The sequence below is a fragment of the Yoonia sp. R2-816 genome (genome assembly GCF_046762905.1).
Classification (GTDB): Bacteria; Pseudomonadota; Alphaproteobacteria; order Rhodobacterales; family Rhodobacteraceae; genus Yoonia.
The window spans coordinates 43,503-66,523 of sequence record NZ_JBKQXN010000311.1; the positions used below are offsets into that span (position 1 = coordinate 43,503).

The 23,021-nt window shown below is 59.3% G+C and carries 28 protein-coding genes and 1 pseudogene; 15 read left to right on the forward strand and 14 right to left on the reverse strand.

Features of this window, described 5'->3' with window-relative positions:
• The first annotated feature begins 84 nt into the window (after nucleotides 1-84).
• Nucleotides 85-792 carry a M48 family metallopeptidase gene (locus ACFWW2_RS17930; protein WP_393931440.1) on the forward strand — a complete coding sequence of 236 codons (708 nt, stop codon included), beginning with the start codon at nucleotides 85-87 and terminating at the stop codon, nucleotides 790-792.
• Nucleotides 793-850: 58 nt separating this feature from the next.
• Entirely contained in the window at nucleotides 851-1,699 is an 849-nt protein-coding gene (locus ACFWW2_RS17935; RefSeq protein WP_393930268.1) for a GyrI-like domain-containing protein, read from the forward strand.
• A gap of 103 nt (nucleotides 1,700-1,802) precedes the next feature.
• Here the strand turns inward: ACFWW2_RS17935 and ACFWW2_RS17940 are convergent.
• A pseudogene (locus ACFWW2_RS17940) lies at nucleotides 1,803-1,985 on the reverse strand (CBU_0592 family membrane protein); the annotation flags it as partial.
• Between the two features lie 219 nt (nucleotides 1,986-2,204).
• On the opposite strand from ACFWW2_RS17940, the gene ACFWW2_RS17945 reads away from it, so the two are divergent.
• Complete coding sequence (locus ACFWW2_RS17945; RefSeq protein WP_393930274.1) at nucleotides 2,205-2,561, forward strand: GFA family protein; 357 nt, start codon at nucleotides 2,205-2,207, stop codon at nucleotides 2,559-2,561.
• On the opposite strand, the gene trhA is transcribed toward ACFWW2_RS17945, so the two are convergent.
• Nucleotides 2,558-3,196, reverse strand: coding sequence for a PAQR family membrane homeostasis protein TrhA (gene trhA, locus ACFWW2_RS17950; protein ID WP_393930276.1), 639 nt, complete (start codon nucleotides 3,194-3,196; stop codon nucleotides 2,558-2,560). The genes ACFWW2_RS17945 and trhA overlap by 4 nt on opposite strands.
• 146 nt (nucleotides 3,197-3,342) lie before the next feature.
• Between trhA and ACFWW2_RS17955 the strand changes: the two genes are divergently transcribed.
• A complete protein-coding gene (locus ACFWW2_RS17955) occupies nucleotides 3,343-3,702 on the forward strand; it encodes a diacylglycerol kinase (RefSeq protein WP_393930278.1) in 360 nt (119 codons plus the stop codon).
• Nucleotides 3,703-3,811: 109 nt separating this feature from the next.
• Here the strand turns inward: ACFWW2_RS17955 and ACFWW2_RS17960 are convergent, their stop codons facing one another.
• On the reverse strand, nucleotides 3,812-4,651 hold the full coding sequence (locus ACFWW2_RS17960) for a DUF1444 family protein (RefSeq protein WP_393930281.1): 840 nt from the start codon (nucleotides 4,649-4,651) through the stop codon (nucleotides 3,812-3,814).
• 94 nt (nucleotides 4,652-4,745) lie between these two features.
• On the opposite strand from ACFWW2_RS17960, the gene ACFWW2_RS17965 reads away from it, so the two are divergent.
• Nucleotides 4,746-5,276, forward strand: a complete 531-nt coding sequence (locus ACFWW2_RS17965) for a hypothetical protein (RefSeq protein ID WP_393930283.1) — start codon at nucleotides 4,746-4,748, stop codon at nucleotides 5,274-5,276.
• 17 nt (nucleotides 5,277-5,293) lie between these two features.
• Here the strand turns inward: ACFWW2_RS17965 and ACFWW2_RS17970 are convergent, their stop codons facing one another.
• Together ACFWW2_RS17970 and ppk2 are read right to left on the reverse strand one after the other, a co-directional pair.
• Entirely contained in the window at nucleotides 5,294-6,160 is an 867-nt protein-coding gene (locus ACFWW2_RS17970) for a DUF2167 domain-containing protein (protein ID WP_393930285.1), read from the reverse strand.
• Between the two features lie 134 nt (nucleotides 6,161-6,294).
• Nucleotides 6,295-7,167 carry a polyphosphate kinase 2 gene (gene ppk2 / locus ACFWW2_RS17975; protein ID WP_393930288.1) on the reverse strand — a complete coding sequence of 291 codons (873 nt, stop codon included), beginning with the start codon at nucleotides 7,165-7,167 and terminating at the stop codon, nucleotides 6,295-6,297.
• 150 nt (nucleotides 7,168-7,317) lie between these two features.
• Between ppk2 and ACFWW2_RS17980 the strand changes: the two genes are divergently transcribed.
• The 3 genes from ACFWW2_RS17980 to ACFWW2_RS17990 all read left to right on the forward strand — a co-directional run bounded on the left by ACFWW2_RS17980 (nucleotide 7,318) and on the right by ACFWW2_RS17990 (nucleotide 9,670).
• On the forward strand, nucleotides 7,318-7,551 hold the full coding sequence (locus ACFWW2_RS17980) for a hypothetical protein (protein WP_393930290.1): 234 nt from the start codon (nucleotides 7,318-7,320) through the stop codon (nucleotides 7,549-7,551).
• Nucleotides 7,552-7,563: 12 nt separating this feature from the next.
• Nucleotides 7,564-7,914 (forward strand): YigZ family protein, encoded by a 351-nt coding sequence (locus ACFWW2_RS17985; protein WP_393931443.1) that lies wholly within the window; start codon nucleotides 7,564-7,566, stop codon nucleotides 7,912-7,914.
• 403 nt (nucleotides 7,915-8,317) lie between these two features.
• A complete protein-coding gene (locus ACFWW2_RS17990) occupies nucleotides 8,318-9,670 on the forward strand; it encodes a hypothetical protein (protein WP_393930292.1) in 1,353 nt (450 codons plus the stop codon).
• A 101-nt stretch (nucleotides 9,671-9,771) separates the two neighbouring features.
• Here the strand turns inward: ACFWW2_RS17990 and rimO are convergent, their stop codons facing one another.
• Complete coding sequence (rimO, locus tag ACFWW2_RS17995) at nucleotides 9,772-11,160, reverse strand: 30S ribosomal protein S12 methylthiotransferase RimO (RefSeq protein WP_393930294.1); 1,389 nt, start codon at nucleotides 11,158-11,160, stop codon at nucleotides 9,772-9,774.
• A 422-nt stretch (nucleotides 11,161-11,582) separates the two neighbouring features.
• Here rimO and ACFWW2_RS18000 point away from each other — a divergent pair, with 422 nt between their 5' ends.
• A complete protein-coding gene (locus tag ACFWW2_RS18000) occupies nucleotides 11,583-12,242 on the forward strand; it encodes a VPLPA-CTERM sorting domain-containing protein (protein WP_393930296.1) in 660 nt (219 codons plus the stop codon).
• Between the two features lie 57 nt (nucleotides 12,243-12,299).
• Here the strand turns inward: ACFWW2_RS18000 and ACFWW2_RS18005 are convergent, their stop codons facing one another.
• The 5 genes from ACFWW2_RS18005 to ACFWW2_RS18025 all read right to left on the reverse strand — a co-directional run bounded on the left by ACFWW2_RS18005 (nucleotide 12,300) and on the right by ACFWW2_RS18025 (nucleotide 15,188).
• On the reverse strand, nucleotides 12,300-13,070 hold the full coding sequence (locus tag ACFWW2_RS18005) for an SDR family NAD(P)-dependent oxidoreductase (protein WP_393930298.1): 771 nt from the start codon (nucleotides 13,068-13,070) through the stop codon (nucleotides 12,300-12,302).
• A 326-nt stretch (nucleotides 13,071-13,396) separates the two neighbouring features.
• Entirely contained in the window at nucleotides 13,397-13,693 is a 297-nt protein-coding gene (locus ACFWW2_RS18010; RefSeq protein WP_393930300.1) for a hypothetical protein, read from the reverse strand.
• Between the two features lie 12 nt (nucleotides 13,694-13,705).
• Entirely contained in the window at nucleotides 13,706-14,143 is a 438-nt protein-coding gene (locus ACFWW2_RS18015) for an SRPBCC family protein (protein WP_393930302.1), read from the reverse strand.
• Complete coding sequence (locus tag ACFWW2_RS18020) at nucleotides 14,140-14,460, reverse strand: ArsR/SmtB family transcription factor (RefSeq protein WP_393930304.1); 321 nt, start codon at nucleotides 14,458-14,460, stop codon at nucleotides 14,140-14,142. The genes ACFWW2_RS18015 and ACFWW2_RS18020 overlap by 4 nt, the downstream gene beginning before the upstream one ends.
• 140 nt (nucleotides 14,461-14,600) lie before the next feature.
• Nucleotides 14,601-15,188 carry a GcrA family cell cycle regulator gene (locus ACFWW2_RS18025; protein WP_393930306.1) on the reverse strand — a complete coding sequence of 196 codons (588 nt, stop codon included), beginning with the start codon at nucleotides 15,186-15,188 and terminating at the stop codon, nucleotides 14,601-14,603.
• A gap of 129 nt (nucleotides 15,189-15,317) precedes the next feature.
• Here ACFWW2_RS18025 and ACFWW2_RS18030 point away from each other — a divergent pair, with 129 nt between their 5' ends.
• Nucleotides 15,318-16,121, forward strand: coding sequence for an ABC transporter permease (locus ACFWW2_RS18030; protein WP_393930308.1), 804 nt, complete (start codon nucleotides 15,318-15,320; stop codon nucleotides 16,119-16,121).
• On the opposite strand, the gene ACFWW2_RS18035 is transcribed toward ACFWW2_RS18030, so the two are convergent.
• Together ACFWW2_RS18035 and ACFWW2_RS18040 are read right to left on the reverse strand one after the other, a co-directional pair.
• A complete protein-coding gene (locus ACFWW2_RS18035) occupies nucleotides 16,118-16,531 on the reverse strand; it encodes a hypothetical protein (protein WP_393930310.1) in 414 nt (137 codons plus the stop codon). The genes ACFWW2_RS18030 and ACFWW2_RS18035 overlap by 4 nt on opposite strands.
• A gap of 70 nt (nucleotides 16,532-16,601) precedes the next feature.
• Complete coding sequence (locus ACFWW2_RS18040; protein WP_393930312.1) at nucleotides 16,602-17,480, reverse strand: DMT family transporter; 879 nt, start codon at nucleotides 17,478-17,480, stop codon at nucleotides 16,602-16,604.
• 92 nt (nucleotides 17,481-17,572) lie between these two features.
• On the opposite strand from ACFWW2_RS18040, the gene ACFWW2_RS18045 reads away from it, so the two are divergent.
• Both ACFWW2_RS18045 and ACFWW2_RS18050 read left to right on the forward strand, forming a co-directional pair.
• Complete coding sequence (locus tag ACFWW2_RS18045; RefSeq protein WP_393930314.1) at nucleotides 17,573-18,415, forward strand: DUF6584 family protein; 843 nt, start codon at nucleotides 17,573-17,575, stop codon at nucleotides 18,413-18,415.
• A gap of 7 nt (nucleotides 18,416-18,422) precedes the next feature.
• Nucleotides 18,423-18,947, forward strand: coding sequence for a hypothetical protein (locus tag ACFWW2_RS18050; RefSeq protein WP_393930316.1), 525 nt, complete (start codon nucleotides 18,423-18,425; stop codon nucleotides 18,945-18,947).
• A gap of 2 nt (nucleotides 18,948-18,949) precedes the next feature.
• Here ACFWW2_RS18050 and ACFWW2_RS18055 read toward each other — a convergent pair whose 3' ends face one another.
• The gene (locus ACFWW2_RS18055) at nucleotides 18,950-20,107 is read right to left on the reverse strand and encodes a WD40/YVTN/BNR-like repeat-containing protein (RefSeq protein WP_393930318.1); all 1,158 of its coding nucleotides are present in this window, start codon (nucleotides 20,105-20,107) and stop codon (nucleotides 18,950-18,952) included.
• Nucleotides 20,108-20,367: 260 nt separating this feature from the next.
• On the opposite strand from ACFWW2_RS18055, the gene ACFWW2_RS18060 reads away from it, so the two are divergent.
• The 3 genes from ACFWW2_RS18060 to argF are packed head-to-tail and all read left to right on the forward strand — an operon-like array spanning nucleotide 20,368 to nucleotide 22,964.
• Nucleotides 20,368-21,546, forward strand: a complete 1,179-nt coding sequence (locus tag ACFWW2_RS18060) for an aspartate aminotransferase family protein (RefSeq protein ID WP_393930320.1) — start codon at nucleotides 20,368-20,370, stop codon at nucleotides 21,544-21,546.
• A complete protein-coding gene (locus tag ACFWW2_RS18065; protein ID WP_393930323.1) occupies nucleotides 21,539-22,021 on the forward strand; it encodes a GNAT family N-acetyltransferase in 483 nt (160 codons plus the stop codon). Before ACFWW2_RS18060 ends, ACFWW2_RS18065 begins: the two co-directional genes overlap by 8 nt.
• A gap of 37 nt (nucleotides 22,022-22,058) precedes the next feature.
• The gene (gene argF, locus ACFWW2_RS18070; protein WP_393930325.1) at nucleotides 22,059-22,964 is read left to right on the forward strand and encodes an ornithine carbamoyltransferase; all 906 of its coding nucleotides are present in this window, start codon (nucleotides 22,059-22,061) and stop codon (nucleotides 22,962-22,964) included.
• Nucleotides 22,965-23,021: the final 57 nt, after the last annotated feature.

Consider the following 23,021-nt stretch of genomic DNA (forward strand, 5'->3'; position numbering starts at 1 on the left):
TCGGTGATGCAAGGGCTTATTGGGGTCTGGAAGACGAGGGCGGACCTGACTAATCTGCCAGCAACTTGAGATTGGGAGATGATGATGCGCTTTTTGCCGATTGTTCTGATTGCCGCGCTGGCGGCGTGCGAACCTGTGGACGTGACGGCCCCCACAGCAGAGACGCCTGTGCTGCAACAGGCCCCGGCGGGGCCGCGCCTGTCGCAACGGGCCGCCTTGCGGAACTTTTCAAGCGTCGTTGCCACGGTGGAGCCTGTGGCCGAACGGTACTGCCGACAGCGGTCGCCGAATTTGAACTGCGATTTCCGCATTGTGGTCGATGACCGTCCGGGTCAGCCGGCCAATGCCTATCAGACGCTTGACCGCAATGGCCGGCCGATCATCGCCTTTACTGTGCCCCTGATTGCCGAGGCGCGGAACCGGGATGAACTGGCCTTTGTGATGGCGCATGAGGCCGCACACCACATCCGCGGCCATATTGCGCGTCAGCAACAAAACGCGACCGTGGGTGCGTTGGTCTTTGGTCAATTGGCCGGTGCGCTTGGGGCATCAAATTCGGTTGACACCGCACAGCAACTTGGGGCGACGGTCGGCGCACGCACCTATTCCAAGAATTTTGAGCTTGAGGCGGACGCGCTGGGCACCGAAATCACCGCCGCTGCAGGATATGACCCGCTCAAGGGCGCCCAGTTCTTTTTCCGCATTCCTGATCCGGGCAACCGGTTCCTTGGCACCCACCCGGCCAATGCGGACCGGTTGCGCACGGTGCAGGAGGTCGCATCGCGGCTGTAACACGCAATACAGCAAGGATGATCAAGCCCGGCTCAGCAGGATCAGGCAGGGTGCCTGGGTGAATGTTGAGAAAGAACCTATGGCACTGGTTGCGAAAATCATCTGGCAGGTGGAAATGCGGATGCAGGACCCGCTGTCGCTGGACGCTCTGGCCGATCTGTGTGCTGTCAGCCCCTATCACATGGCGCGGGTGTTCCGTGCGGCGACAGGGCTTGGCCCGATGAGCTATCTGCGGGCGCGGCGGTTGTCGTGCGCCGCTGCGGTGCTGGCGCAGGGCGATGCAGATATCCTGCAGATCGCGCTGGATGCGCAATATGGGTCTCATCCTGCGTTCACCCGGGCGTTTGTGGGATACTTCGGGGTCAGTCCCAGCACAATCCGCACGACCCGGTCAACGCAATCGCTGACCCTGATGGAGCCTTTCAAGATGGATAAGGAAAAACTGGTCGATGTGGCCGCACCGCGTATCGCGGACCACAAGGCCATGCGCATCGTGGGCGTCAGTGCCCAATGCACATTTGAAAACAACGCCGCAATCCCCGGTCTGTGGCAGCAGTTCAACGCGCGCGAGGATGAAGTGGCCGATGCGCCCGGCCCGGCCTATGGCGTCTGTTGTGATGCCGACGAGGCGGGGAACTTTCGCTATGTGGCCGGGATGGCCGCCGACAGCAGTGTTTCAGTGCCCAAGGGCATGGATGATGTGACGATTCCCGCGGCCCGCTATGCGATCTTCACCCATGAAGGGCATATCAGCGACCTGCCAAAGACGGTCTATTCCATCTGGAATAAGGCCTTGCCTGACAGCGGGCTGACATTGCGCCAGGCACCGGATCTGGAACGCTATGACGCCCGGTTCGACCCGCAGACCGGGCGGGGTCTGGTCGAGATTTGGATACCGGTTTCGTAGGAAAAGGATCATCCGCCTGCGCGGGACGACGCAGGCGGATGAAGATGGCTATAGCCGAAATGCCAATCCAGAAAATCTGGATCATTGCAGCGGCGAGGTTGAAGGAGGACAACAATCCAACCAGCACCATTGATGCAGCGGCACCATTTGTCGCGAAATATGCGACGGATTCCGACCGAACCCGCTGAAACGTCAGGAGCGTATAGTTCAGGACATAAAGCCCGAAACCCCCCACCCCCACAGCGTCCAGAACGCCAGGCGGAAACATTTGAAAAAACGCACTCATCAAAAACAACACTTGGTACTTTTTAAAATCGTCATGGGCGAAATACAGTTGCCCTAACGTCACTTGTAAACAGTGATGGGGTGATCGTATGTGTCGAGGGACACAATGTCAGGTCAGGCATTCCTTACCTGACGTCATTTTCTTGAGATATGTGGCCTGTTGCCCGCTTGTTGCGCGCGGCGTATCGTGACGAAGGACCAGCAAATAAAGGGGAATGCCATGTCGATCACGGGTGTATGCCATTGCGGCGCGGTCACTTACGAATTTCGCCATACCCCGCGCCGGACGACATCTTGTAACTGCTCGATGTGCCGCCGATTGGCGGCCTTGTGGATCTATGCTCCGATTCCACAGATCACGGTGACCGGCCCGACACGCAGCTATGCTCATGGGGAAAAGTCGCTGGCGTTTCATACCTGTGCTGTCTGCGGCTGCACCACCCATTGGGAAAACCTGAAGATGGATGGGGAAAACCCCTACATGGCCGTCAATCTGCGCCTGGCCGATCCGGCTGTGATCGCATCGGTGCCGGTCCGTCATTTCGACGGGGCGGATACGTGGGAATTTCTGGATTAGGCGATGTGGGTCACCCCAATCGCGATGGCCGCGAAAAAACAGGCCGATGCGGCAACAACAAAGCCATGCCAGATCGCATTGGAGAACTTCATCTGTTCGGCCGCATAGAAAATCACGCCGGTTGTATAAAGCAGACCACCGATGGCGATCAGCACCATGGTGGACCCCGGCACAATCGGCCAAAGCGACCAGATCAAGGCGACGCTCAGCCAGCCCATGATCAGGTAAAGCGCGGGGCCGAACCGCCCCGGCGTGCGCCAGAAAAACAATTTCAGCACCATGCCGATCACCGCCAACCCCCAAACGACCCCAAGCACAACATAGGCAAACGCACTGCCGATCATGACGACAAGCGGCGTGTATGTGCCAGCAATCTTCAGATAGATCGCCGCGTGATCGAACCGGCGCAGGGCCGGGCGGATGCTTTCCCACGGGGTCATGTGATACATGGCCGAAGCGACGAAAGTGGCGATCAGTGTGGCCCCATAGACCGAGATCGCGGCGATCTGACCGGGGGTGGACATCCCCGCTGCCCAGACAATCAACACGACTGCACCACTAATGGCCCCAATCACACCGATCGCATGCATGGTGCCATCGGCAATCCGTTCTGACCGGGCATAGGTGGGGTACATCGGCCACTCCTTCAACAACCTGCTTTAAGGGTATGCACCATGCCCTATCGGTCAATTGTTCCGTTAGGTCACTTCACGGCCTTGGCATTACAGACAGGATCGCACAGTTTGATGACGATTGCGTATAGATCGAAGGAAATGGTGACATGTGGCAGCAAATCATGCGGGTACGGCAGCGGGCGATCTGGTCATGGGAGGGGTTCGTGCATGTCTGGCGCACCGAAGGATCGCTGGCGCAATGGGTCGTGGCCAATGTTGTCTTTGGCATCCTCGCCTTCGTGCTGCCCTTGTCGGCAGGGGAACGGGGGATGCTGCTGATGGGCGGGATCATCATACTCGGTGTCGAATGCATGAACACCGCCATTGAACGGGTGGTGGACGATATCGGGACCGAACGGCGTGATGCCGCCAAACAGGCCAAGGATTGCGGATCCGCCGCCGTGGCAGTCACCGCCATTGGCGTAGGTGTCGGCTGGGTTTGCGTGCTGGTTGGCCTCGCCGTCTAAAGCAAAATCCAAAAAATCTGAATCAGATTTTTGATTTCAAGACAGATGCAACCGTTGCTCCTGTCTTGTCGCCGAGAAAATCTGCGTTGCAGATTCTACGGACGACGCTCTAATCGGCGAAAACAGACCAGCGCCCTGCATCCCAGGTAAACAGCACGCCCGTCAGGGTATAGGCCCCGTCGCGCAGCACATCGTCGCGGATGTCACGCATGATTTCGATGGCCTCTGCGTTGTCCGCGGCGGCGATCAGCACCAGATCACGGGCCGGGACGGACACAACGACCGGCCCGATCTGGTCTGTGACACTGTCCCAAAGCCCCGCATTCAGCATCATTGCATTTTCGTAATAACCATCGAGGGTCAGGAAATAGACGCCGACCTCGCTGCCTTCGATGCTGAGGTCGGCGGATCTGGTCTGCAGGTTCTGCAAGGCAAGCTGATGCAGGCTCTCGGCGTCATATCCGGCGGCGGCCATGCTATTGGGTGAAATACTGGTCGTATGGGTCGGGAAATCAGCCACATAGGCAATCATCAGATCACCCGCAAAAGGTCGGGTTTCGATTTCCGCGTCATCGCCAAGGCCGTCCAGATAGTCCAAGGGGCGCAGGACTGGCATTACTTGTTCGGGGGCAAAGCCGTCACTGTCATCGGCAGAGGTGACGGTCAGAACAGCAACAAAATCATCAAGAATCTGCTGGCGCTCGGCGTCATCGGCTGCATTGCGCAGATTTCGATGCAGGTTGTCGGGGTAGGTGATGGTGCTGTCTTCTGAGTTGCTATCGCTGACAACCGCCTGTTGTTCCAGATCAATCACCGCATTGGGGAAACCGGCGCTCCTGACGGCATCCAGCAGGATCTCCAGCGTGTCCGATACAGTATCGGGCTGCGGCACATCGGCAAGGGCAGGGGCGGCAAGGCACAGGGCGGCGGAGAGAATGAAAGAACGCATACTGCTATCATTTCATGGGGCATTCTTGGGGAGAAGACTGTTTTTGCAAATCCGTCGGTCTATGTTGCTTCCCAACACCTGATGGAGAGACCAGATGCGCCTGACCGTTTTCGCCCTTGCCCTTTGCCCCTTTGCAGCCTTTGCCGCCGGCAGCGATGACCCGGCCCCACCCAAGCCAACAGAAACGACGGAAGTCTGCGCCGAAGGGCTGATCTGGGATCTCGCGACCCAAAGCTGCATGGCACCAGAAGACAGCACCAATGATGACAGTGCCCGTCTGAACGATGTGCGCGAACTGGCCTATGCAGGCCTGTATCAGGCGGCGCTCGATGTGCTTGATACGCTGAACAATCCTGATGCGCCACTGGCGTTGACCTATTATGGCTTTGCCCATCGCAAGGCGGGCAGGGTCGATCTAGGCATGGCCTATTACGATGCCGCGCTGGCGGCTGACCCCAACAACCTGCTGGCACGGTCCTATGCCGGGCAGGGGCATGTGGCATCCGGCCAGATGGTCTTGGCGCAGGCGCAACTGACCGAAATCCGTATGCGCGGCGGACGCGACACCTGGGCCGAGACATCGCTCGCGCAGGCGATCGCGACCGGCGCGGGCACCAATTACTGACAGAAGTGACGCGCCGACTAGCTGCCTTTGTTGCGGCTGAACAGACCTTTGAGCCAGATGAAGGGCAGCAAAAGCACAAACCACGCCTTTTTCAGGATCAACAGTGCTGTCGCCATCAAGGCGGCGAGTGGGCCTTTGCCATACTGTACCCCGGCCAGCGCCGCCAGCACACCAACAGCGCCGACGGCGGCGACCTTGTCTCCTTCGGCAAAGGCCGTGTATTCTTGGCCCTGCGCCGGTTCATAGCGAGACAGCACTTTGGTGATCATCGCCTCAGTTTCTTCGGGCGTGATCTGGGTTGCCGACGGGATGATCAGGAATTCCACATAGCCGCGCCTGTCGAACACCGTGGCCGTGATATTGATGCTCTTTTCACCATCCCAGATCGCATCGGTGGCATAATACATCATCTGCTTTTCATGGTTCAGCGTGGGATAAACGCTCCAACCCGCAAACCGGATATCGATTCCGAGCGCTTGCCCTTGTGCCGCCATGCCCTGCCGTTCGCTGTCTTCAATATCGGCGATAACGGCGTTTTTTTCGTCACCTTCCCAATCGTCAAAAGCGACAAAGCCGGAACTGTCAGGTTTGAGTATCAGCGTTGTGTCGACTCCCGGGAATTGCCCGAGGATCATCGTGTCGACCTCGTTACAACTGCTCCAGCCCCAGATCTGGATGGTCACGGTGCAGATGTCGCCGTCAGTCAGGTAGGTTGCGTTGTTCAATGTTGGCGTGACACTTCCGCGTGACGCGTTCAGGGGTTCGGTAAAAGGGAGTGGGTTGATCTCCTGCGCCCAGACGATCGCGGGCTGGGCCGAGAATGAGATAAATGCGACAGTCAAAAAGATGACCTGTTCGCGCAAGAATTGCTTGAGTTTGGGCATAATGGTTTGTTTCCGTCAGAATCGGGCGTCGTCCCAACGAGCGTGCGGCCGCCGAACTAACGTGACAAGCATGGCACCAATCGGTCCCCCTATTTCGAGGCCGAATGATGCGCTTGGGTGACACGCCAGATGCCCTAGCTCCCGCGTTTGATCCGCGTGTCCGGGTGCAGGGCGGTGCCGAGGATATGGTCGGCCTTGTGGATCACTTTTTTGGCGCTACCGACGATTTCCGGGTCGGGGGCGCGGGCAACCTCTGGGTCTTTGCCGGGGTAGTCCAGCGTTGACAGGAAATGGCGCATGCAATTCAGCCGCGCGCGTTTTTTGTCGTTGGATTTGACCACTGTCCACGGCGCGTCAGCAGTGTCGGTGTAGAAAAACATCGCCTCTTTCGCTTCGGTATAGTCGTCCCATTTATCAAGCGAAGCCTTGTCGATGGGTGACAGTTTCCATTGCTTCAGCGGGTCGGTTTCGCGGCTGTCAAAGCGCTGCTTTTGTTCGCCCTGCGTGACCGAGAACCAGTATTTGTATAACCGGATGCCAGAGCGGGTCAGCATCCGTTCCAACTCGGGCGTCTGGCGCATGAACTCCAGGTATTCCTCGGGTTCACAAAACCCCATGACCCGTTCGACCCCGGCTCGGTTATACCAGCTGCGGTCATACAGGACCATTTCACCCGATGTGGGTAAATGATCGATATAACGCTGGAAATACCACTGGCCGCGTTCCTCATCGGTGGGCTTGTTCAGGGCCACTACGCGGGCCGCGCGGGGGTTGAGGTGTTCGGTAAACCGTTTGATCGTGCCGCCCTTGCCAGCCGCATCGCGCCCTTCAAACAAGAGCACAAACCGCTGCCCCGTCTCTTGACCCCAAAGCTGCACCTTCAGCAGTTCGGCCTGCAATTGCGCCTTCTCAGCCTCATAAGGACGGCGGGCCATTTTCGGCGGGCGTGCCGGCGCCCGGCGACGGGGTTTTGGTTTGACGGGGGCGGTGGTGGCGGCGTCTTTCATGTCCCTCTCCTTCTTCTGGATGTCGGGCTGCATATCAGGGCAGCGCCTTTTGCGCCTTGATGTGCATCAAAGGGTGCGACAGCAGGGTCCTTTGATTTTCAGCAATGTCGCGCTAACCTTACGTCATACGCACTCAGCAGGAGGACCATCATGCGTCTTACGATACTTGCCGTTGCCTTGTTCCCGATGGCGGCGATCGGCCAGGAGGCCACTTTGCCAGCCCCAACAGAACCCATCGCCCAAAGTCAAAGCTGTGCCACCGGCATGTCATGGGACGCGGCCGCGCAGGCTTGCGTTGAAGTGGCGGAGACCGCGTCACCGATGAAGGGTCTGTCCGGCGGAAGCGGCTGCAACTATGGTGCCGCGCGCGAGGTGACCTCCTAAAGGTCCAAGCGTCTGAAAGTAATCGAAAATGTGCTGAGCGACCGCGGATCGAAATACGCGGTTGCGGGTGGTCCGGTGGCCTCGGCAGACGAGGCGCGGGCATTTGTAAAGACACTCTGCCGTCGCAAGAAATTCGCCAAGGCGACCCATAACACATGGGCGGTTTTGCTGCCCGACGGCCCCCTGAAAAATGATGACGGCGAAAGCGGCGCAGGTCTGGTGATCCTGCGGATGCTGGGGCGTGAGGGGCTCACCAACCATATTATCGTCGTGACCCGCTGGTTTGGCGGGGTCAAGCTGGGCGGAGACCGGTTTCGCCGGGTGCAAGACGCAGTGCGGGCCTATCTGGAGGCGATGGATTAACACGTCGGGCGGCGGTTCCTGGGCCGCGCAACGGGCAGATGGGCGAATCGTCAGTTAATGCGAGGTTTTGCTGCGATTTGGCCGGTCGGCATCGCGTCGGCAAAGCGTCGGACTTCCGTATGGCAGTTTTGCGGCCCGGACCGTGGTTAAGGCAGCGGACGGTGGTCAGGCGTTAACGAAGTCTGAAATGCGGCCCCGGATCAGGTCCGGGGCGGTCAGCGGCTCTGAGCGTTTGATGCGTTCCGTCGCAGGTCACCGGGGCGGAGAGTTTGAGACGTCTTGGAAACGGGCGCAGCCCCGGACGGCGTCTGTCTGGTGACGCCGGGCAAAAGCAGTATTCAGCTTTCGGTTGATTATTCAGTGAAACTTGATCTTAATGAGAAAGATAGATGGAGTTTCGATTATGGCGTTACCGGATTATTTGAAGCAGGGCGAAGTCGCCCGCTTATTTCCCGTTCTTTCCACAACTTCTAAAGAGGGTCGTACAACTTCGATCTTTCTGTCGTGCCTCGCATGTATTGATGAAATGGGCTTCAACCTTCTTGGATCGCTTGGCGTGCGAGTTGGCAAAAGATCAAACTTGACCTGTTACACTGAGGTCGTGTGCAAACACGAAAAAGACGACAAAGATGATCGGCCAGACGGCTTGATCGTGCTGAAAACCGGCAGCAAAGAGTGGCGTGCGCTTGTCGAGACAAAAGTAGGTACTGCGACACTTTCACCGGATCAAGTCGAAAAGTATCGCGCAATTGCAAAGCAACACGACATCGATTGTGTCATCACGATTTCTAATCAATTCGCGTCCCTGCCGCAAAACCATCCGATACCAGAGATCAGAAAGAGCAAGTCAAGAGTGCCGGTGTATCACTGGTCTTGGATGTTTATTCTGACGCAAGCGGACCTGCTGATCAGCAACAATTCTGTCGCTGACAGCGATCAGTCCTTGTTGCTTCAAGAACTGCGTCGTTTTCTTTTGCATGAAAGCGCCGGTGTAAAGGGTTTTGATCGCATGCCCGCGGAGTGGCCTGAACTCAATCGGTTGGTATCCGCGGGTGGCAAGATCACGCAGCGCTCTGAGGAAGCACATTCCGTAATCTTAGGGTGGTTTCAAGAGACAAAGGATTTGTCGCTCATTCTGTCGCGTCAAACTGAGGCGGCGGTCACTGAAAGGATGAAAAAAACGTTTCTGACAGATGTTTCAGCCCGTGAAAAAGACGCACTAGAGACGCTTAGAGAGAGCGGGTGCCTTGAGGCTACTTTTGTTGTACCGAATGCTGCAGCGCCGCTGACCGTGAGTGCAGATATTGCAAGACGCACGGTAGACATTGGTATGACTTTGCGAGCCCCGACAGACCGGAAGTCTTCAAAGGCGCGGTTGAATTGGTTGTTGCGACAGATCAATCCTGAGAAAGCGCGAGATTTGCATATTCGCATGCAGTGGCCGGGGCGCAGTGAGGCGACGCAATTCTCATTCGCCGAGTTGGCAGAAGACCCGTCGATTTGTGAGGTTGGAAAGGAAGGGCTGCAAGTCTACTCGTTTTATGTTTTCAATGCGAAACGGCTTGGAGCTCGCTTTACTCAACAGGCAAATTTCATCAAAGACTTAGAAGTAGTTGTTCCGGAGTTCTATCGCGATGTCGGTCAGCAATTGACGGAGTGGCGACCTCCCGCAGCAAAGATCAAACCTGAGCGTGAAACAGCAGAAGACGTTTCGATTGATGCTTTGGAAGACGAGGTCGAGCAGCTGGAACAATAGAGCTGTCGCCATCGCTTGGCGAAATCATCTCCCGGATCATTTCCAGGAAGCCCTCAGAGCTCCGCCCGCAAACTCGGGAAACGATCCCCCGGATCGTTTCTTTATCCGAGTTTGCCCCACAAATCATACTCCCCCGCTTCCTCAACCTCGACCCGAACCACATCCCCCACGGCCAGCCCCTCGGCCCCCTCATCAATAAACAAACTCCCGTCGATCTCTGGCGCGTCGGCCCATGTCCGGCAGGTGGCGATGCCGTCTTCGTCGATGTCGTCCACGATGACCTCCAGCACGCGGCCGACCTTGGCGGCCAGTTTTGCCTCGGAGATGGCTTGCGACTTGGCCATGAAACGCTCCCACCGCTCCTGCTTGACCTCGTCGGCCACATGGTCGGGCAAGGCGTTTGACCGCGCCCCGGCGACGTTTTCGTATTGGAAGCAGCCGACCCGGTCGAGTTGCGCTTCGTCCAGCCAGTCGAGGAGGTGCTGGAATTCTGCCTCCGTCTCGCCCGGGTAGCCGACGATGAAGGTGGAGCGCAGGGTTATGTCGGGGCAATCGGACCGCCAGCGGGCGATTTCGTCCAGCGTTTTTGCCCCCGCCGCAGGCCGCGCCATACGCCGCAGCACGTCGGGGTGGCTGTGCTGGAACGGGATGTCGAGGTAAGGCAGCACGCCGTTATCAGGGTCCGCCATCAGCGGGATCAGGTCGCGCACGTGGGGGTAGGGGTAGACGTAGTGCAGGCGCACCCAGGCCCCCAGTTGCCCCAGTTCACGGGTGAGGTCGGTGATGTGGCTACGCACCTCGCCATCCTTCCAGGGGTTCGTGTCGTATCTCCGGTCAAGCCCGTAGGCGGAGGTGTCCTGGCTGATGACCAGCAGTTCCTTGACCCCGGCCTGCACCAGCTTTTCCGCCTCGCGCAGGACCGTGTGGGCGGGGCGGGAGGCGAGTTTGCCGCGCATGTCGGGGATGATGCAGAATTTGCATTTGTGGTTACAGCCTTCGGAAATCTTCAGATAGCTGTAGTGCCGGGGGGTGAGCGACACGCCGGTGCCGGGCAGCAGGTCGATGAACGGGTCGGGCGACGGGGGCACGGCACTGTGGACCGCGTCCAGTACCTGTTCGTATTGGTGCGGGCCTGTGACGGCGAGGATTTGCGGGTGGTGTTCGCGGATATAGTCGGGTTCGGCCCCCAGACAGCCGGTGACGATGACCTTGCCGTTTTCCTGCAGCGCCTCGCCTATCGCATCGAGGGATTCGGCCTTGGCGCTGTCGAGGAAGCCGCAGGTGTTGACGATCACCGCCTCGGCCCCGGCGTAATCGGGCGAGATGGCGTAGCCTTCGGCGCGCAGGCGCGTCAGGATGCGTTCACTGTCGACCAGCGCCTTGGGGCAGCCAAGGGAGACCATGCCGATGGTGGGCTGGCCGGGGCGGCGGGTGTCAGCGACGCGCGCATTGGCGAGGTCGGGGCGAAGGTTGGGTGGGTTCTGGGTCATGGGCGGCGTATAGCGCGAGGGGTGGGCGTTGGGAATGGGTTGTCGGGTGCGGCCTATTCCTTTGCGACGAGGTTCAAGTTTTTCGGGTGTCAGCGGACATTCTTGCTCAAGGGAGCGGGTAAGCTTGATGCGATCCCGTGGATGGAGACCTTTGCTGCCGGACAGACGGTTCTTGGGTTCATTCTGCTGTTTTTTCCTGGCCTTGGCCTACGCACGCGGTTTCGCCTGCGTTGACGGTTTGCGCCAGTGGCGACGATTGTTGCGCAACGGGGGAAAATGGGTGATCTGTATCGCATAAATTACATGCAGAATGGCAGGTTTGGCCGGGCTGACATCTGTTAATACTTGATTAACCATTGCCATGCGGTAAGCTGCCAGCATCCAATTTTTGGTTGTTCTTAAGCGTAGTGGTGGGGTTCTTTATGACAAAAATGCTTTTGATTTCGGCGATTGCAGCATTGGGTCTGGCGGTGCAAGCGCCTGCGGCGACCCTGACATTCGACGAGTTTTCTCATGGTGATGTGATCACCTCTCTCAATCTCGAAGGTGGCGTGACGGCAACGGTGTCGGCCAATGGCCGGTCCTCATCCTCGCCTGATCAGGCCTGGATTTTCGACACGACGTTGAGCAACACGCGCGACCGTGATCTTGAGGGGCCGTTTACCAATGATGGCGTCAACTACGACATCTATGCGGGTCGCGCCCTGATCATTCAGGAAAACAACATTGGCCCCGATGACGACGGCAATGGCGGGATCATCACCTTTGTCTTCTCACAGGCGATCACATTCCTGGGTTTTGATTTTCTGGATGATGAGACGGTGCGCGCCAGTGACAATAACGGCAACCTGACGCGGGTCGGGCGCCCGACCGGATCTGCCTTTGACAATTATCACACCTCGTCCGGTCTGCTGAACTGGGCCAATGTGACCCAGCTGACATTTGATTTCGGCCGCAATTCCGGTGCGATTGACAATCTGCGTTATGAAGTGTCGCAGATCCCCGTGCCGGCCTCCTTGCCGCTGATGCTGGTGGCACTGGGTGGTCTGGGCTTTATGGCGCGGCGCAGAAAAACCGCCTGACACGGCAAATGAGGTTTCCGGGAAAGGCCAGCATATGCTGGCCTTTTTTGTTGCTCCCTACTTCGTCTGCATCTTGCGAACCATGCCCAGCAGCACCTTGCGCGGCAGGAATGGCATGACCCAGCCGGTCAGAAACCGCAGCTTGGTGTCATTGATCACCAGCAACTCGCCCCGCCGCATGGCGTCATACCCGAATTTTGCCACCGCTGCAGGTGTGGCCCCGCCGGAACTGGTCAGGGGGATCCCTTCCAGATCGGCCACAGCGGCAAATTCGGTTTCGACAAAGCCCGGTTCAAGGACGGTGACCGTGACCTTCTTGTCCTTTAGCTCTTCCGCCAGAGCCAATGAGAAGCTTGAGACATAGGCCTTGGTCGCAAAATAGGTCGCTTGCAGCGGCCCCGGCATACTGGCGGCGGTTGAGCTGACATTGAGGATCTTGCCGCCACCTTGTGCCGCCATATCACGTCCGATCATATGGCAGAGCGAGACCAGCGCCTTGACGTTGAGATCAATCATGGTGAGGTCAGTGTCCAGATCGCGTTCGATAAACTTGCCATGCCCGCCAAAGCCGGCATTGTTGATCAGGACGTCGATGCGCTGGCCCTTGGTCGCATCATAGAGTCTCTGCGCGCCCCCGGCGGCCCCCAGATCAAGCGGGACCGTGGTGACGCTGACCTCATGGTCCTTTTCCAGTTCCGCTTTCAGCGCGTCCAGTTCCTCCGCCCGGCGGGCGGTGATGATCAGATCGCCCCCCTTGCGGGCGTGGTAGGTGGCAAAGGCGCGCCCGATCCCTGCGGACGCGCCTGTGATAAGGGCAGTGTTGGGCATGGTGTTCTCCTGATAAGTCAACGGGCAGGTACGACATGGGCCTGCGCTGACCGCGCCTGTCAGGCATTGGCAGGTGGCAGCACAAGAGCAGTCTAACGGCTTTCCACTGCTGATTGTATAGATGTCGTCGCTGGCTGTTACGCTGACGTTGCGGAAAGTCAGCGTTGTATCGGTGTAGATGGGTATCAGGGCATTCTGTGCGGCGCGGGCCATGGTTGGCGCCGAGCCCATGCGACGCCCAGGTCTCGGACGTCCACGTGGCGCGGGTGGGGGTTGAACCCCACCCGACAGATGATCTTGCGTAAGATGGGTCTTGACCCATCCCCCTAACCGGTCATCTGCGCCAATTCGCTCAGTTGCATCGCGCTGTTATCCATCTCAAGAAACGGGCAGGACTGGGCAATCGCGCGGGCCGCGTCCATATCGGCGGCGTTGATGATCGTATAGCCCATCATCGTCGTGATCTCCTTGTCGCCCAGCACCTCGGTTCCTTTGAGCGGTTGTTGCGGCACAACGGCGTCAAGCCCGCCGATCCATTGCATGTATTTTTCCATATGGGCCTTGCCGTCCTCTGGCGTTTTGGGCTGGCTGCCGCCGTGATATGTCATGATGAATTGAGGCATAGGGTGTCCTTTCTAGGCTGCCGTGACGAGGGTTTCGAGCCGGGCAAGAGCAGAAGCCCAGCCCTTGTCGCGCATATCGGCGATGTGTTCGGGGTTCAGTCCGGACTGGGTGAGTTGCAGTTTGGTATCGCCAGTCGGGGTGGTGGACAGGGTGAAGCGGATCACGGATTCCGGGCCGCGCGTGTCATCTTCCAGCGCGAAGCTCAGGGTCAGTTCAACCATATTGGGTGGTTCGACGACCCGGACCTCCCCGCCGACGGTCGCTCCGTGCCCTTGTGGGCCGACCATGGTGGCAGACCAGGGCCCGGGGGCGGCAAAGCTGAGATTATGATCGGCGATCCGGGTCCCTTCGGGGCCCCACCAGTTCAGCAGAAATGCGGTTTCGGTCAGGTGCCGGAACACCTTGTCCTGCGGGGCGGCGAAGATGCGGGTCATTTCCAGGGTACTCATGAACGGTCTTCCTTCAGGGTCGCATCCAGGCGGTCAAGGCTCTTGGCCCAGAATTTGGGATAGCTCATCGCCCAATCGTTGATGGCCTGCATGGCGGCCGGATCGATGGAGTAAAGGCGACGCTGTTTGTCGACACGCTGGCGGACCACGCCTGCGCTGCGCAACACCTTCAGATGGCGCGACATGGCCGGGGCAGACAGGTCGGACACACTATGCAGCGTGCCCGCAGGTAGTTCGCCGTCCTGCAGCAGCCGTTCGACAATGGCAAAGCGGGTCGGGTCACCGAGGGCTGCAAATGTATTGGACAGGGTGGTCATTAATCTTTAATTCCACTTTTCGTTAATTAATGCAAGGGCGAATTTCCAGATCAGATTGCACAAAAGAAAAAGGCCGCCCGTGAAGGGCAGCCTTGCAAACAGTAAGATGGGTTTAAACCCATCTTAAGTTGTCGTGTCTGTTATCGTCTGCGATCCCGCCGCGATGACATGGGCTGGAACGCCACGCCCACATGCGCCTCGCAATAGGGTTTGCCTTGCTGTACGGCCAGGCCGCAGAACCAGAAATCATCCGTCGCCGGATCACCCACGGGCCATTTGCAGGTCTTTTCGGTCAGTTCCATCAGGCTGATCTTCTTGGCAGTCTTTTCCACCTCATTGACCTTGGCCAGCGCCTCTGGGCTGATTTCATTGGCCGATGGCTGTGGCGGCAAGGGCTGCCCGGCAGGGATGATCGCCCGGCGCGCGGCCGAAATCGGGATCCCGTTTTCGTCCAGTTCCGGCTCTTCCTTTGGCGGGGTCGAGGCCGGCTTGGCCTTGGTAGCAGGCTTGGGCGCCGATTTCGCTGCCGCTGCCGGCTTTTCCTTGGGGGCCGCCTTGGTCGCCGCCGCACCACCGGACCCGGCCCGGTTCGACAGGCCCAGCCGGTGCACCTTGCCAATGACGGCATTGCGGGTCACGCCGCCCAGTTCCTTGGCGATCTGGCTGGCCGACTGGCCTTCGCCCCACATCTTTTTGAGCGTCTCGACGCGCTCGTCTGTCCAGGACATATGTATTCCTTTGGTTCGGGAAGGCGTGATGGATCACATCAGGCCTTGTCTATTCCAACAATCCCCTATTCTAAGCATGGCTGAGGCGGATGTGAAGGACCAGCGCCGCAATTAGGCAGAGGTGTCGCGATGAAAGAACAGGCTATGATGGGCGTGCGCCGGTTTGGCCGGGTGAACTGGCTGGGCACATGGACATTGATGCGCCGCGAAGTGCGCCGGTTCATGAATGTCTGGTCACAAACGGTCATGGCGCCCCTGATCAATGCAGGCCTGTTTCTGATGATCTTCACCATCGCTATCGGCCCGCAGCGGGGCGATGTGATGGGCGTGCCCTTCATGACGTTCTTGGCCCCCGGCATCCTGACCATGACCGTGATCCAGAACGCCTTTGCCAATACATCCTCCAGCCTCGCCTCGGCCAAGGTGCAGGGCAATATCGTTGATACGCTGATGCCCCCCTTGTCCGCGGCAGAGCTTGTCACGGGCTATATCGGCGGGGCGGTGGCACGGGGTGCGCTGGTGGCCATCGTGATCGCCGCAGGATCGGCACTGTTTCTGGGTGTTGGGCTGCAACATCCGGTCTGGGTCATGGTGTTTGTGCTGCTGGGATCCATCCTGATGGGCGGATTGGGCCTGATTGCCGGGATTTTTGCCAATAAGTTCGATCAGCTTTCGGCGATTTCCAACTTTCTGATCACCCCGCTCGCGTTTTTGTCAGGGACCTTCTATTCCATCGACGCCTTGCCGCCCTTCCTGCAGACGCTGAGCCATGCAAACCCGTTTTTCTACATCATTGACGGGGTGCGTTACGGGATGATCGGGGTCAGCGACAGCAGCCCGTGGATCGGGCTGGGCGTTGTGGGGCTGGCCTGTGTGGTCGTGCTGAGCATCTGCTGGCGCTGGATGCACACCGGGTATCGGCTGAAATCCTAGAAAATGTCGCGCAGCGGAATGCCCCGCTCGGCCAGCACCTCTGACAGGGTCTCGATCTCGGGCAGGTCACCGGCGAATGTGCCTTCCTCGCGCCCGTCCTTGTAGACAATCGTCACAGAGGTTTCGGCGCTGACCTCGGTCACCCGCAGATAAGCGATATCGTCCAAAGGGATGGCACGCGGTTTGCGCCATGCCCCCAGCACCAGGTTTTCCCGGTCGATCCGGATGCCCAGCACAGGCTTGGGCATCATCATCCAGCAATATGTGGCCGCCGCCAACCCCCAGACCACCACCATCAGATGGCCCGCCTCGGTGATAATCACGAATGTCGTCAGCAGTATCAGGGCCATCGCTGACAGCCTAATCACCCATGGATTGGGTGCCCTGCGATACTCGTAAACATCGTTCATGGCGGAGCACCTAGCCCAACATCATGGCTGCATTTTGACAGAAAGCCTATGCTCTATGGCTGAAAAGGGTTCAAGCACGCATCCGGTTTTCCCGCCAGGCCAGCAAAGTTGCGCCGGTCAGAATGATGGCGGCCCCCAGCATGCTGACGGCGTCTGGTATCACATCGAAAATGAGCAAATCGTAAAGTGTGGCAAAGATCAGGGTGACATAGGCGAATGGCGTGACAAAACTGGCATCTGCCCGCGCCATCGCGTTCACAAAACAGGCCTGTGCGGCGGCCATCAACACGCCAAGCGCGGCCAGCGCGGCCCATTGTGCCCCACTGGGCGGCACCCAGACCGGCAGCACCGCCAGCGTGGCAATAACCAGCCCCAGCGCGTTATTGACCAGCAGGATCTGAAAGGACGGTTCGCGGTCGGCCAGTTTCTTGATGAAAATCAGCTCCATCCCCATCAGCGCCGCCGCCCCCAGCGCCAGCAGGGCCGCCACCTGAAATGTCTCCGGCCCCGGGCGCAACAGCACCAGCGCACCGCAAAGCGCCATCAGCGCCGCAAACCAGCGCCACCGCCCGACACGTTCCCCCAAGAGCGGGATCGCCGGCAACATGCCGAAAACCGGGTTCAGAAAACTGATCGCGGTGGCATCAGACAGCGGGATAAACGCAACCGCCGCAAACATGCATGTCACCCCGCCCCATCCAAACAGCGTCCGCCCGACATGCAGGCGCAGATCAGGCCGCGTCAGCCGGGGCCTCATCACTGCCGCCGCCGTCCCAATCGCCAGAAACGCAAACAAAAACCGCCCATGGCTGATCTGCAACGGATGCAGCGGATCCCCCAACAGATCGGACCCCAGCGTCTTGGCCATCAGCATCGTCCCCGCAATGAACGCGGTGGCCGTCAGCATGAACGCAATGGCAAGGGGCGGGTTGGAGGCACGTAGGGTCATTGGGGTGTTGTGATGCCGGTTTTGGCCAGTTGCAATTGCAAAACACCCTTGCAGCACCTTGCCACGGAAACGTCAGAATCCTGCGTTAACCCATGTGCAATCATCCATCACATCAGACCCTTCCCCTGATCCAGGCACGACATATCACCAGCCATCGCCCCAATCTGGCGCAGCCGACAAAAACCTTGCGGCTCCCCGATCTGGTGGCGCCCTTCCTCGAACACGGGATCATGGGTGTGGCGTGGTTTCTAAGCGGTCGCTGGGTGCTGCACAGCTTCAACGAAAGCGCGCTGGGCTTTGTTGGCGCGGCAATGATGCTCTGGGCCGGGGTAAAGGCGCTGATCGTGTTCGCCACCTACGGCATCGCCCTCTACGCGGTCCTGTTCCGGCGCCACTGGTTTGGGCATGTGGCCGAACGCCACCATATCGCGCGGGTCAACGCCCGGATCACCCGCGATCTTGAGGCGGGGGATGTCGCCCGTGCGATGGACCGGATGCGCGGCCTTCTCTGCGCCTATCCCGACAATATGGGTCTGCGCCGCAGGTTGGCCATTTACCTGATGGACGCCGGGCAGATGGCCGCCGCAGGCCGCTATATCATGCTGCATCCCGCCCCGACCGCACAGGAACGCGAGGCGATCCGCGCCTTCTACAAGGCGAACGGGCATGATCCTTTCCAGATCCTGCGCAAGACCGTGCGCGGGATCCGCGGACCCGGCCTGTCGCGCGGCAGTCAGCGGGTGTTGCTGCAGCTTTATCGCAGCATTGACCGCCCGGCAGACCGGCAATCCTGGCTTTACCGGGCGGTGGGTCGTTATCTGGCCTATATGCTGCGCCCCCGCGCGCAGGTCATTTGGGAGGATCATCGGGCGACTGTCATCGAAACCGCCCTGCTTGCGTCCCTGATGACCGCCTTTGTGATGCTGAAAGGATAGGTTTGCCATGCCCACTCCTGTCATCCTGCTCAACATTGTCTGGATCGGCGGTCTGATCGTCTGGGCGGTCTGGTATTACCGGCGGGAACAGGCACGCGAAAAGGCCGAGGAAGAGGCCAAAACCGCCGCGATCTCGGCCAAGCTGCAAAAACAGATGAAAAGCTATGAAAAGCAGTACATCCCGCTACCTGCTGACCAAAGCGCCTTTCCCGATTACGACGGCGACGGTTTCATCCTGATCGATATGGCCGAGGCGGCGATGTACCACCCGCCCAATTACCCACTGCCGGTATTGGGGGCGAAACGGGCGCTGGCGGCTGGCGATCTGGTCCGTGTCCTGATGAGCGACGGACACCTGTCCGAAGACCTGTGGGTCGAAATCATCGACAAGCGCCCCGAAGACTGCTTCGCGGGCCGCATTCACGCGGTGGAGGTTACGCGGCTGAACCGCCTTCTGGGCCGCGAAATTGTCTTTCACGCCAACCACATCCGCGAAATCGTGCAGGCCCCGCCGGGCGGCGCGGCACACTGATCCTATACCCGGTCCAGCACCTCGACCGCCAGCACGGTCGGCAGGTGGCGGGCGATTTCGTGCCAGCTGTCGCCTTCGTCAAAACTGCCGAACACCGACCCGCTATTGGTGCCAAAATAAACACCTGCCGGGTCCTGCCTGTCACCGCCCATCGCCTGCCGCAGCACGGTAAAGAAACAGCTTTGCTGCGGCAGCCCATCACGCATGTCCTGCCAGCTTTGCCCGCCATCGCGTGACCGCCAGACAGCCGCCGCTGCATCGGGCGGATAGCGCCCCGCACTGTCGCCATTCAGCGGCAAGGTCCAGATCGTGTCTGGATCGCGCGGATGCACCCGGATCGGAAACCCGAAGGTCGATGGCAGACCGGCATTGATATCATCCCAACTGCGCCCGCCATCCGATGACCGCCAGACACCGTGATGGTTCTGTTGGTACAGCACATCGCCATCCCCCGGCGCGCGCATCATATTATGGACGCAATGGCCGGTTTCGCCATTGGCCGGGGCGGCAGGGTGATCGTGATGCCCGCAGGCCTCTGCATTCGACAGGCGGTTGCGCCTGTCCCAGGTTTCGCCGCCATCTTCGGTGGCAAAAACCCCCGCAGCCGAAATCCCGATCCAAAACTTCTTGGGATCTTTCGGATCAGACACAATCGTGTGCAGCACCAGCCCGGCCGCACCCGGGTTCCAGCTATCGGCAGAGGGGTGATTGGTCAGCCCCTCCACCTTTTCCCATGTTCTGCCATGATCGGTGCTTTTCAGCAGGCCCGCCGGTTTCGTGCCCGCATAAAGCGTGCCATGGGCGTAACCCAGCGACCAGATTTGCGAAAACCCCTCAAACGGCAGCGGGTCGTCTGTCCAGCCGATCATCGCGGCAAAATCGGGATCATTCGCCGCCCAGTCATCCACCTGGCCTTTGGTCAGCTTGGCCAGTTCCCAGGTCTTACCGCCATCCTCCGACCGCCAGACGCCGGCGCCGTTCCAATCGCCGCCGTCACCGGCCCAAAGCCGCCCGGTATCAGGATCGCCGACGATATGATTGATCGGCCAGCCATCGCAGAAGGGACCTTGGACAGACCAGTTGTCGCGCTGGGCGTCGCCGGACACCAGGAATCCGCCCTTTGTCGTGCCCACAAGGACTGTCACATTATCAGAAGCCATGAAATTTCCTCCACAAATGCGCGGACAACGTTAGCACAAAGCAAGAAATTGACCTAGGGGCAGGCGACAAGCAATAAATGTGCTTTCGCACTGCGGAAAACCACGCTATCACGCCAGCATGATGAACCGTATGACAGCACAGAACCGACGCCGACGCTAACCGCGCCGCCTGTTGTCATACCCGCTCATAACCCCTTAACATCGTTGACTCTCCCCCCTTGGTCCTGCACCAATCGGGCTTAATTGCAAGGATGATCGCCATGATCACGTCTATTCTGCCGACCTATTCACGCGCCCCCCTGACTTTCGTATCAGGCGAGGGGTCATGGTTGACGGAAGCCGACGGGCGACGCTTTCTGGACCTTGGTGCCGGGATCGCGGTGAATGCGCTGGGCCACGCGAACCCCGCCCTTGTCGCCGCTCTGACCGAACAGGCCGGCGCGCTCTGGCATGTGTCGAACCTTTACAACATCCCCGCCCAGCAAAAGCTGGCAGATATGCTGGTGGAAAAAACCTTTGCCGATACGGTGTTTTTCACCAATTCGGGCACCGAAGCCTGCGAACTGGCCGTCAAAATGGCCCGCAAATACTGGTATGACAAAGGCGAGGACCGGACTGAGATCATCACCTTCTCCGGCTCCTTCCATGGCCGGTCGAGTGCCGGGATTGCCGCCGCCGGGTCCGAGAAAATGACAAAAGGGTTCGGGCCGCTGCTGCCCGGCTTCACCCATCTGGAATTCGGCGATCACGACGCGCTGAATGCCGCGGCCAGCGACAAGATCGCCGCGATCATGGTCGAACCCGTGCAGGGCGAAGGCGGGATCAGGCCATTGCCCGATGCCTGCCTGAAGGGTCTGCGCGATCTGTGCGACCAGCACGGGATCCTCATGATCCTGGACGAGGTGCAGTGCGGCATGGGGCGCACGGGGCGCCTGTTCGCCCATGAATGGGCGGGTGTGACGCCTGATATCATGATGGTCGCTAAGGGGATCGGCGGTGGCTTTCCGCTGGGCGCGGTACTGGCCACGGAAAACGCGGCCTCCGGCATGACGGCGGGCACGCATGGGTCCACCTATGGGGGCAACCCGCTGGCCTGTGCAGTCGGTGCCAAGGTGATGGAGATCGTCGCCGATGACGCCTTTCTGGCTGACGTGAACCGCAAGGCCGGCCTATTGCGCCAGAAGCTCGAAGGGCTGGTCGCCGCCCATCCGGATGTGTTCGAGGCTGTACGCGGGTCAGGCCTGATGCTGGGGCTGAAATGCAAGGTCCCCAACAGCGATGTGGTCAGCGCCGGTTTTGCCCAAGGCGTGTTGACCGTGCCAGCCGCCGACAACGTTGTCCGCCTGCTGCCCGCCCTGAACATCGCAGACGAGGATATTGGCACCGCCGTCGACAGGATCGACGCCGCGGCGCGCCAGTTGCAAGGGGCCGATGCGTAATTACAACTTTCGCCGCGTGACCCACGATGACCTGCTGCAACTGCGCGGCTGGCTTGAGATGCCGCATGTCAAGGTCTGGTGGGGAAACGCGGAACGGCAGATTGCGCTGATCAAACAGGATATGGAAAGTCAGAAAATTGATATGCATGTCGTGGAACTGGTCGGGCAGCCCTTTGCCTATATTCACAACCACGACGCCCACGTCTTTCCCATGCCGGAATATTCGGACCTGCCCCGGTCCACCCGTGTGATCGATACGTTTGTGGGGGATGCCAACTATCTAGGTCAGGGGCATGCGGCGGGCTATATCGATGCCTATCTGCGTGACTTGCGTCTGCATTATCCGATGGTGGCGGTGTCGGCGAATACAACCGACACCCGGACCCTTGGCATTTATACACAGGCCGGTTTCCGGAAACGACGATTGGCCTCGACCCGTGATGGCAAACTTGTTCAGGTGATGACCCACCTTTGATTTTCCGGTCCTCGGTGACCCAACAAAAGCGACGCTTATGAAACATTTTCTTGATATAAATGTCACCCCGGCAGGTGACCTGCACAACATTATCGCCAATGCGCAATCCATGAAGAATGCGCGTGCCGGCCTGCCCAAGGGCACTCCGGATGCCGAACAACCGCTGGCGGGCCATATGGTCGCCCTGATCTTCGAAAAACCATCGACCCGGACGCGGGTGTCCTTCGATGTGGGCGTGCGCCAAATGGGCGGGCAGACCATGGTGCTCTCTGGGGCCGACATGCAGCTTGGGCATGGCGAAACAATCGCCGATACCGCCCGTGTGCTGTCGCGCTATGTGGACCTGATCATGATCCGCACCTTTGAGGAACAGACACTGCAGGAAATGGCCGAATATGCCACTGTGCCCGTGATCAACGGGCTGACGAACCGGACCCATCCCTGCCAGATCATGGCCGATATCATGACGTTCGAGGAACATCAGGGCCCGATCAAAGGCAAAAAGGTGGTCTGGTCGGGCGATGGCAATAACGTCTTTGCCAGCTTTGCGCACGCCGCCAAGCAGTTCGATTTTGATCTGGTCTTTACCGGCCCGCCGCCGCTTGACCCGGAACCGGCGCTGGATGGTCTCTACACCACCGTGCGCAACCCGGATGAGGCCGTGCAAGGGGCCGATCTGGTTGTGACGGACACTTGGGTATCCATGCATGACCCGCAATCAGCCCGTGAACGGCGGCACAACCAGTTGCGCGGCTATCAGGTCAACGACGCGCTGATGGCCAAGGCCAAGGATGACGCGCTTTTCATGCACTGCCTGCCCGCCCACCGCGATGACGAGGCAACAAGCAGCGTGATGGACGGGCCGCATTCGGTGATCTTTGACGAGGCCGAAAACCGGCTGCACGCGCAAAAGGCGATCATGCGCTACTGTCTGGGCGTCTGATCGGCAGGCCAAAAATTCCGACAGAAATTTTTGCCGACAGAAGAATTTTCGTCACGA

Bases quoted from the DNA above. Each gene is read 5' to 3' on its own strand.
- ACFWW2_RS18020 (WP_393930304.1), bottom strand. From the start codon at position 14,460: ATGACCACCCTGTCCAATACATTTGCAGCCCTCGGTGACCCGACCCGC.
- ACFWW2_RS17990 (WP_393930292.1), top strand. From the start codon at position 8,318: ATGGCGTTACCGGATTATTTGAAGCAGGGCGAAGTCGCCCGCTTATTT.
- ACFWW2_RS18000 (WP_393930296.1), top strand. From the start codon at position 11,583: ATGACAAAAATGCTTTTGATTTCGGCGATTGCAGCATTGGGTCTGGCG.
- ACFWW2_RS18065 (WP_393930323.1), top strand. From the start codon at position 21,539: ATGCGTAATTACAACTTTCGCCGCGTGACCCACGATGACCTGCTGCAA.
- argF (WP_393930325.1), top strand. From the start codon at position 22,059: ATGAAACATTTTCTTGATATAAATGTCACCCCGGCAGGTGACCTGCAC.
- ACFWW2_RS18010 (WP_393930300.1), bottom strand. From the start codon at position 13,693: ATGCCTCAATTCATCATGACATATCACGGCGGCAGCCAGCCCAAAACG.
- rimO (WP_393930294.1), bottom strand. From the start codon at position 11,160: ATGACCCAGAACCCACCCAACCTTCGCCCCGACCTCGCCAATGCGCGC.
- ACFWW2_RS18015 (WP_393930302.1), bottom strand. From the start codon at position 14,143: ATGAGTACCCTGGAAATGACCCGCATCTTCGCCGCCCCGCAGGACAAG.
- ACFWW2_RS18030 (WP_393930308.1), top strand. From the start codon at position 15,318: ATGAAAGAACAGGCTATGATGGGCGTGCGCCGGTTTGGCCGGGTGAAC.
- ppk2 (WP_393930288.1), bottom strand. From the start codon at position 7,167: ATGAAAGACGCCGCCACCACCGCCCCCGTCAAACCAAAACCCCGTCGC.
- ACFWW2_RS18035 (WP_393930310.1), bottom strand. From the start codon at position 16,531: ATGAACGATGTTTACGAGTATCGCAGGGCACCCAATCCATGGGTGATT.
- ACFWW2_RS18025 (WP_393930306.1), bottom strand. From the start codon at position 15,188: ATGTCCTGGACAGACGAGCGCGTCGAGACGCTCAAAAAGATGTGGGGC.
- ACFWW2_RS18050 (WP_393930316.1), top strand. From the start codon at position 18,423: ATGCCCACTCCTGTCATCCTGCTCAACATTGTCTGGATCGGCGGTCTG.
- ACFWW2_RS17945 (WP_393930274.1), top strand. From the start codon at position 2,205: ATGTCGATCACGGGTGTATGCCATTGCGGCGCGGTCACTTACGAATTT.
- ACFWW2_RS17955 (WP_393930278.1), top strand. From the start codon at position 3,343: ATGTGGCAGCAAATCATGCGGGTACGGCAGCGGGCGATCTGGTCATGG.
- ACFWW2_RS17930 (WP_393931440.1), top strand. From the start codon at position 85: ATGCGCTTTTTGCCGATTGTTCTGATTGCCGCGCTGGCGGCGTGCGAA.
- ACFWW2_RS17960 (WP_393930281.1), bottom strand. From the start codon at position 4,651: ATGCGTTCTTTCATTCTCTCCGCCGCCCTGTGCCTTGCCGCCCCTGCC.
- ACFWW2_RS18060 (WP_393930320.1), top strand. From the start codon at position 20,368: ATGATCACGTCTATTCTGCCGACCTATTCACGCGCCCCCCTGACTTTC.
- ACFWW2_RS17970 (WP_393930285.1), bottom strand. From the start codon at position 6,160: ATGCCCAAACTCAAGCAATTCTTGCGCGAACAGGTCATCTTTTTGACT.
- trhA (WP_393930276.1), bottom strand. From the start codon at position 3,196: ATGTACCCCACCTATGCCCGGTCAGAACGGATTGCCGATGGCACCATG.
- ACFWW2_RS18005 (WP_393930298.1), bottom strand. From the start codon at position 13,070: ATGCCCAACACTGCCCTTATCACAGGCGCGTCCGCAGGGATCGGGCGC.
- ACFWW2_RS18055 (WP_393930318.1), bottom strand. From the start codon at position 20,107: ATGGCTTCTGATAATGTGACAGTCCTTGTGGGCACGACAAAGGGCGGA.
- ACFWW2_RS17980 (WP_393930290.1), top strand. From the start codon at position 7,318: ATGCGTCTTACGATACTTGCCGTTGCCTTGTTCCCGATGGCGGCGATC.
- ACFWW2_RS18040 (WP_393930312.1), bottom strand. From the start codon at position 17,480: ATGACCCTACGTGCCTCCAACCCGCCCCTTGCCATTGCGTTCATGCTG.
- ACFWW2_RS17965 (WP_393930283.1), top strand. From the start codon at position 4,746: ATGCGCCTGACCGTTTTCGCCCTTGCCCTTTGCCCCTTTGCAGCCTTT.
- ACFWW2_RS18045 (WP_393930314.1), top strand. From the start codon at position 17,573: ATGTGCAATCATCCATCACATCAGACCCTTCCCCTGATCCAGGCACGA.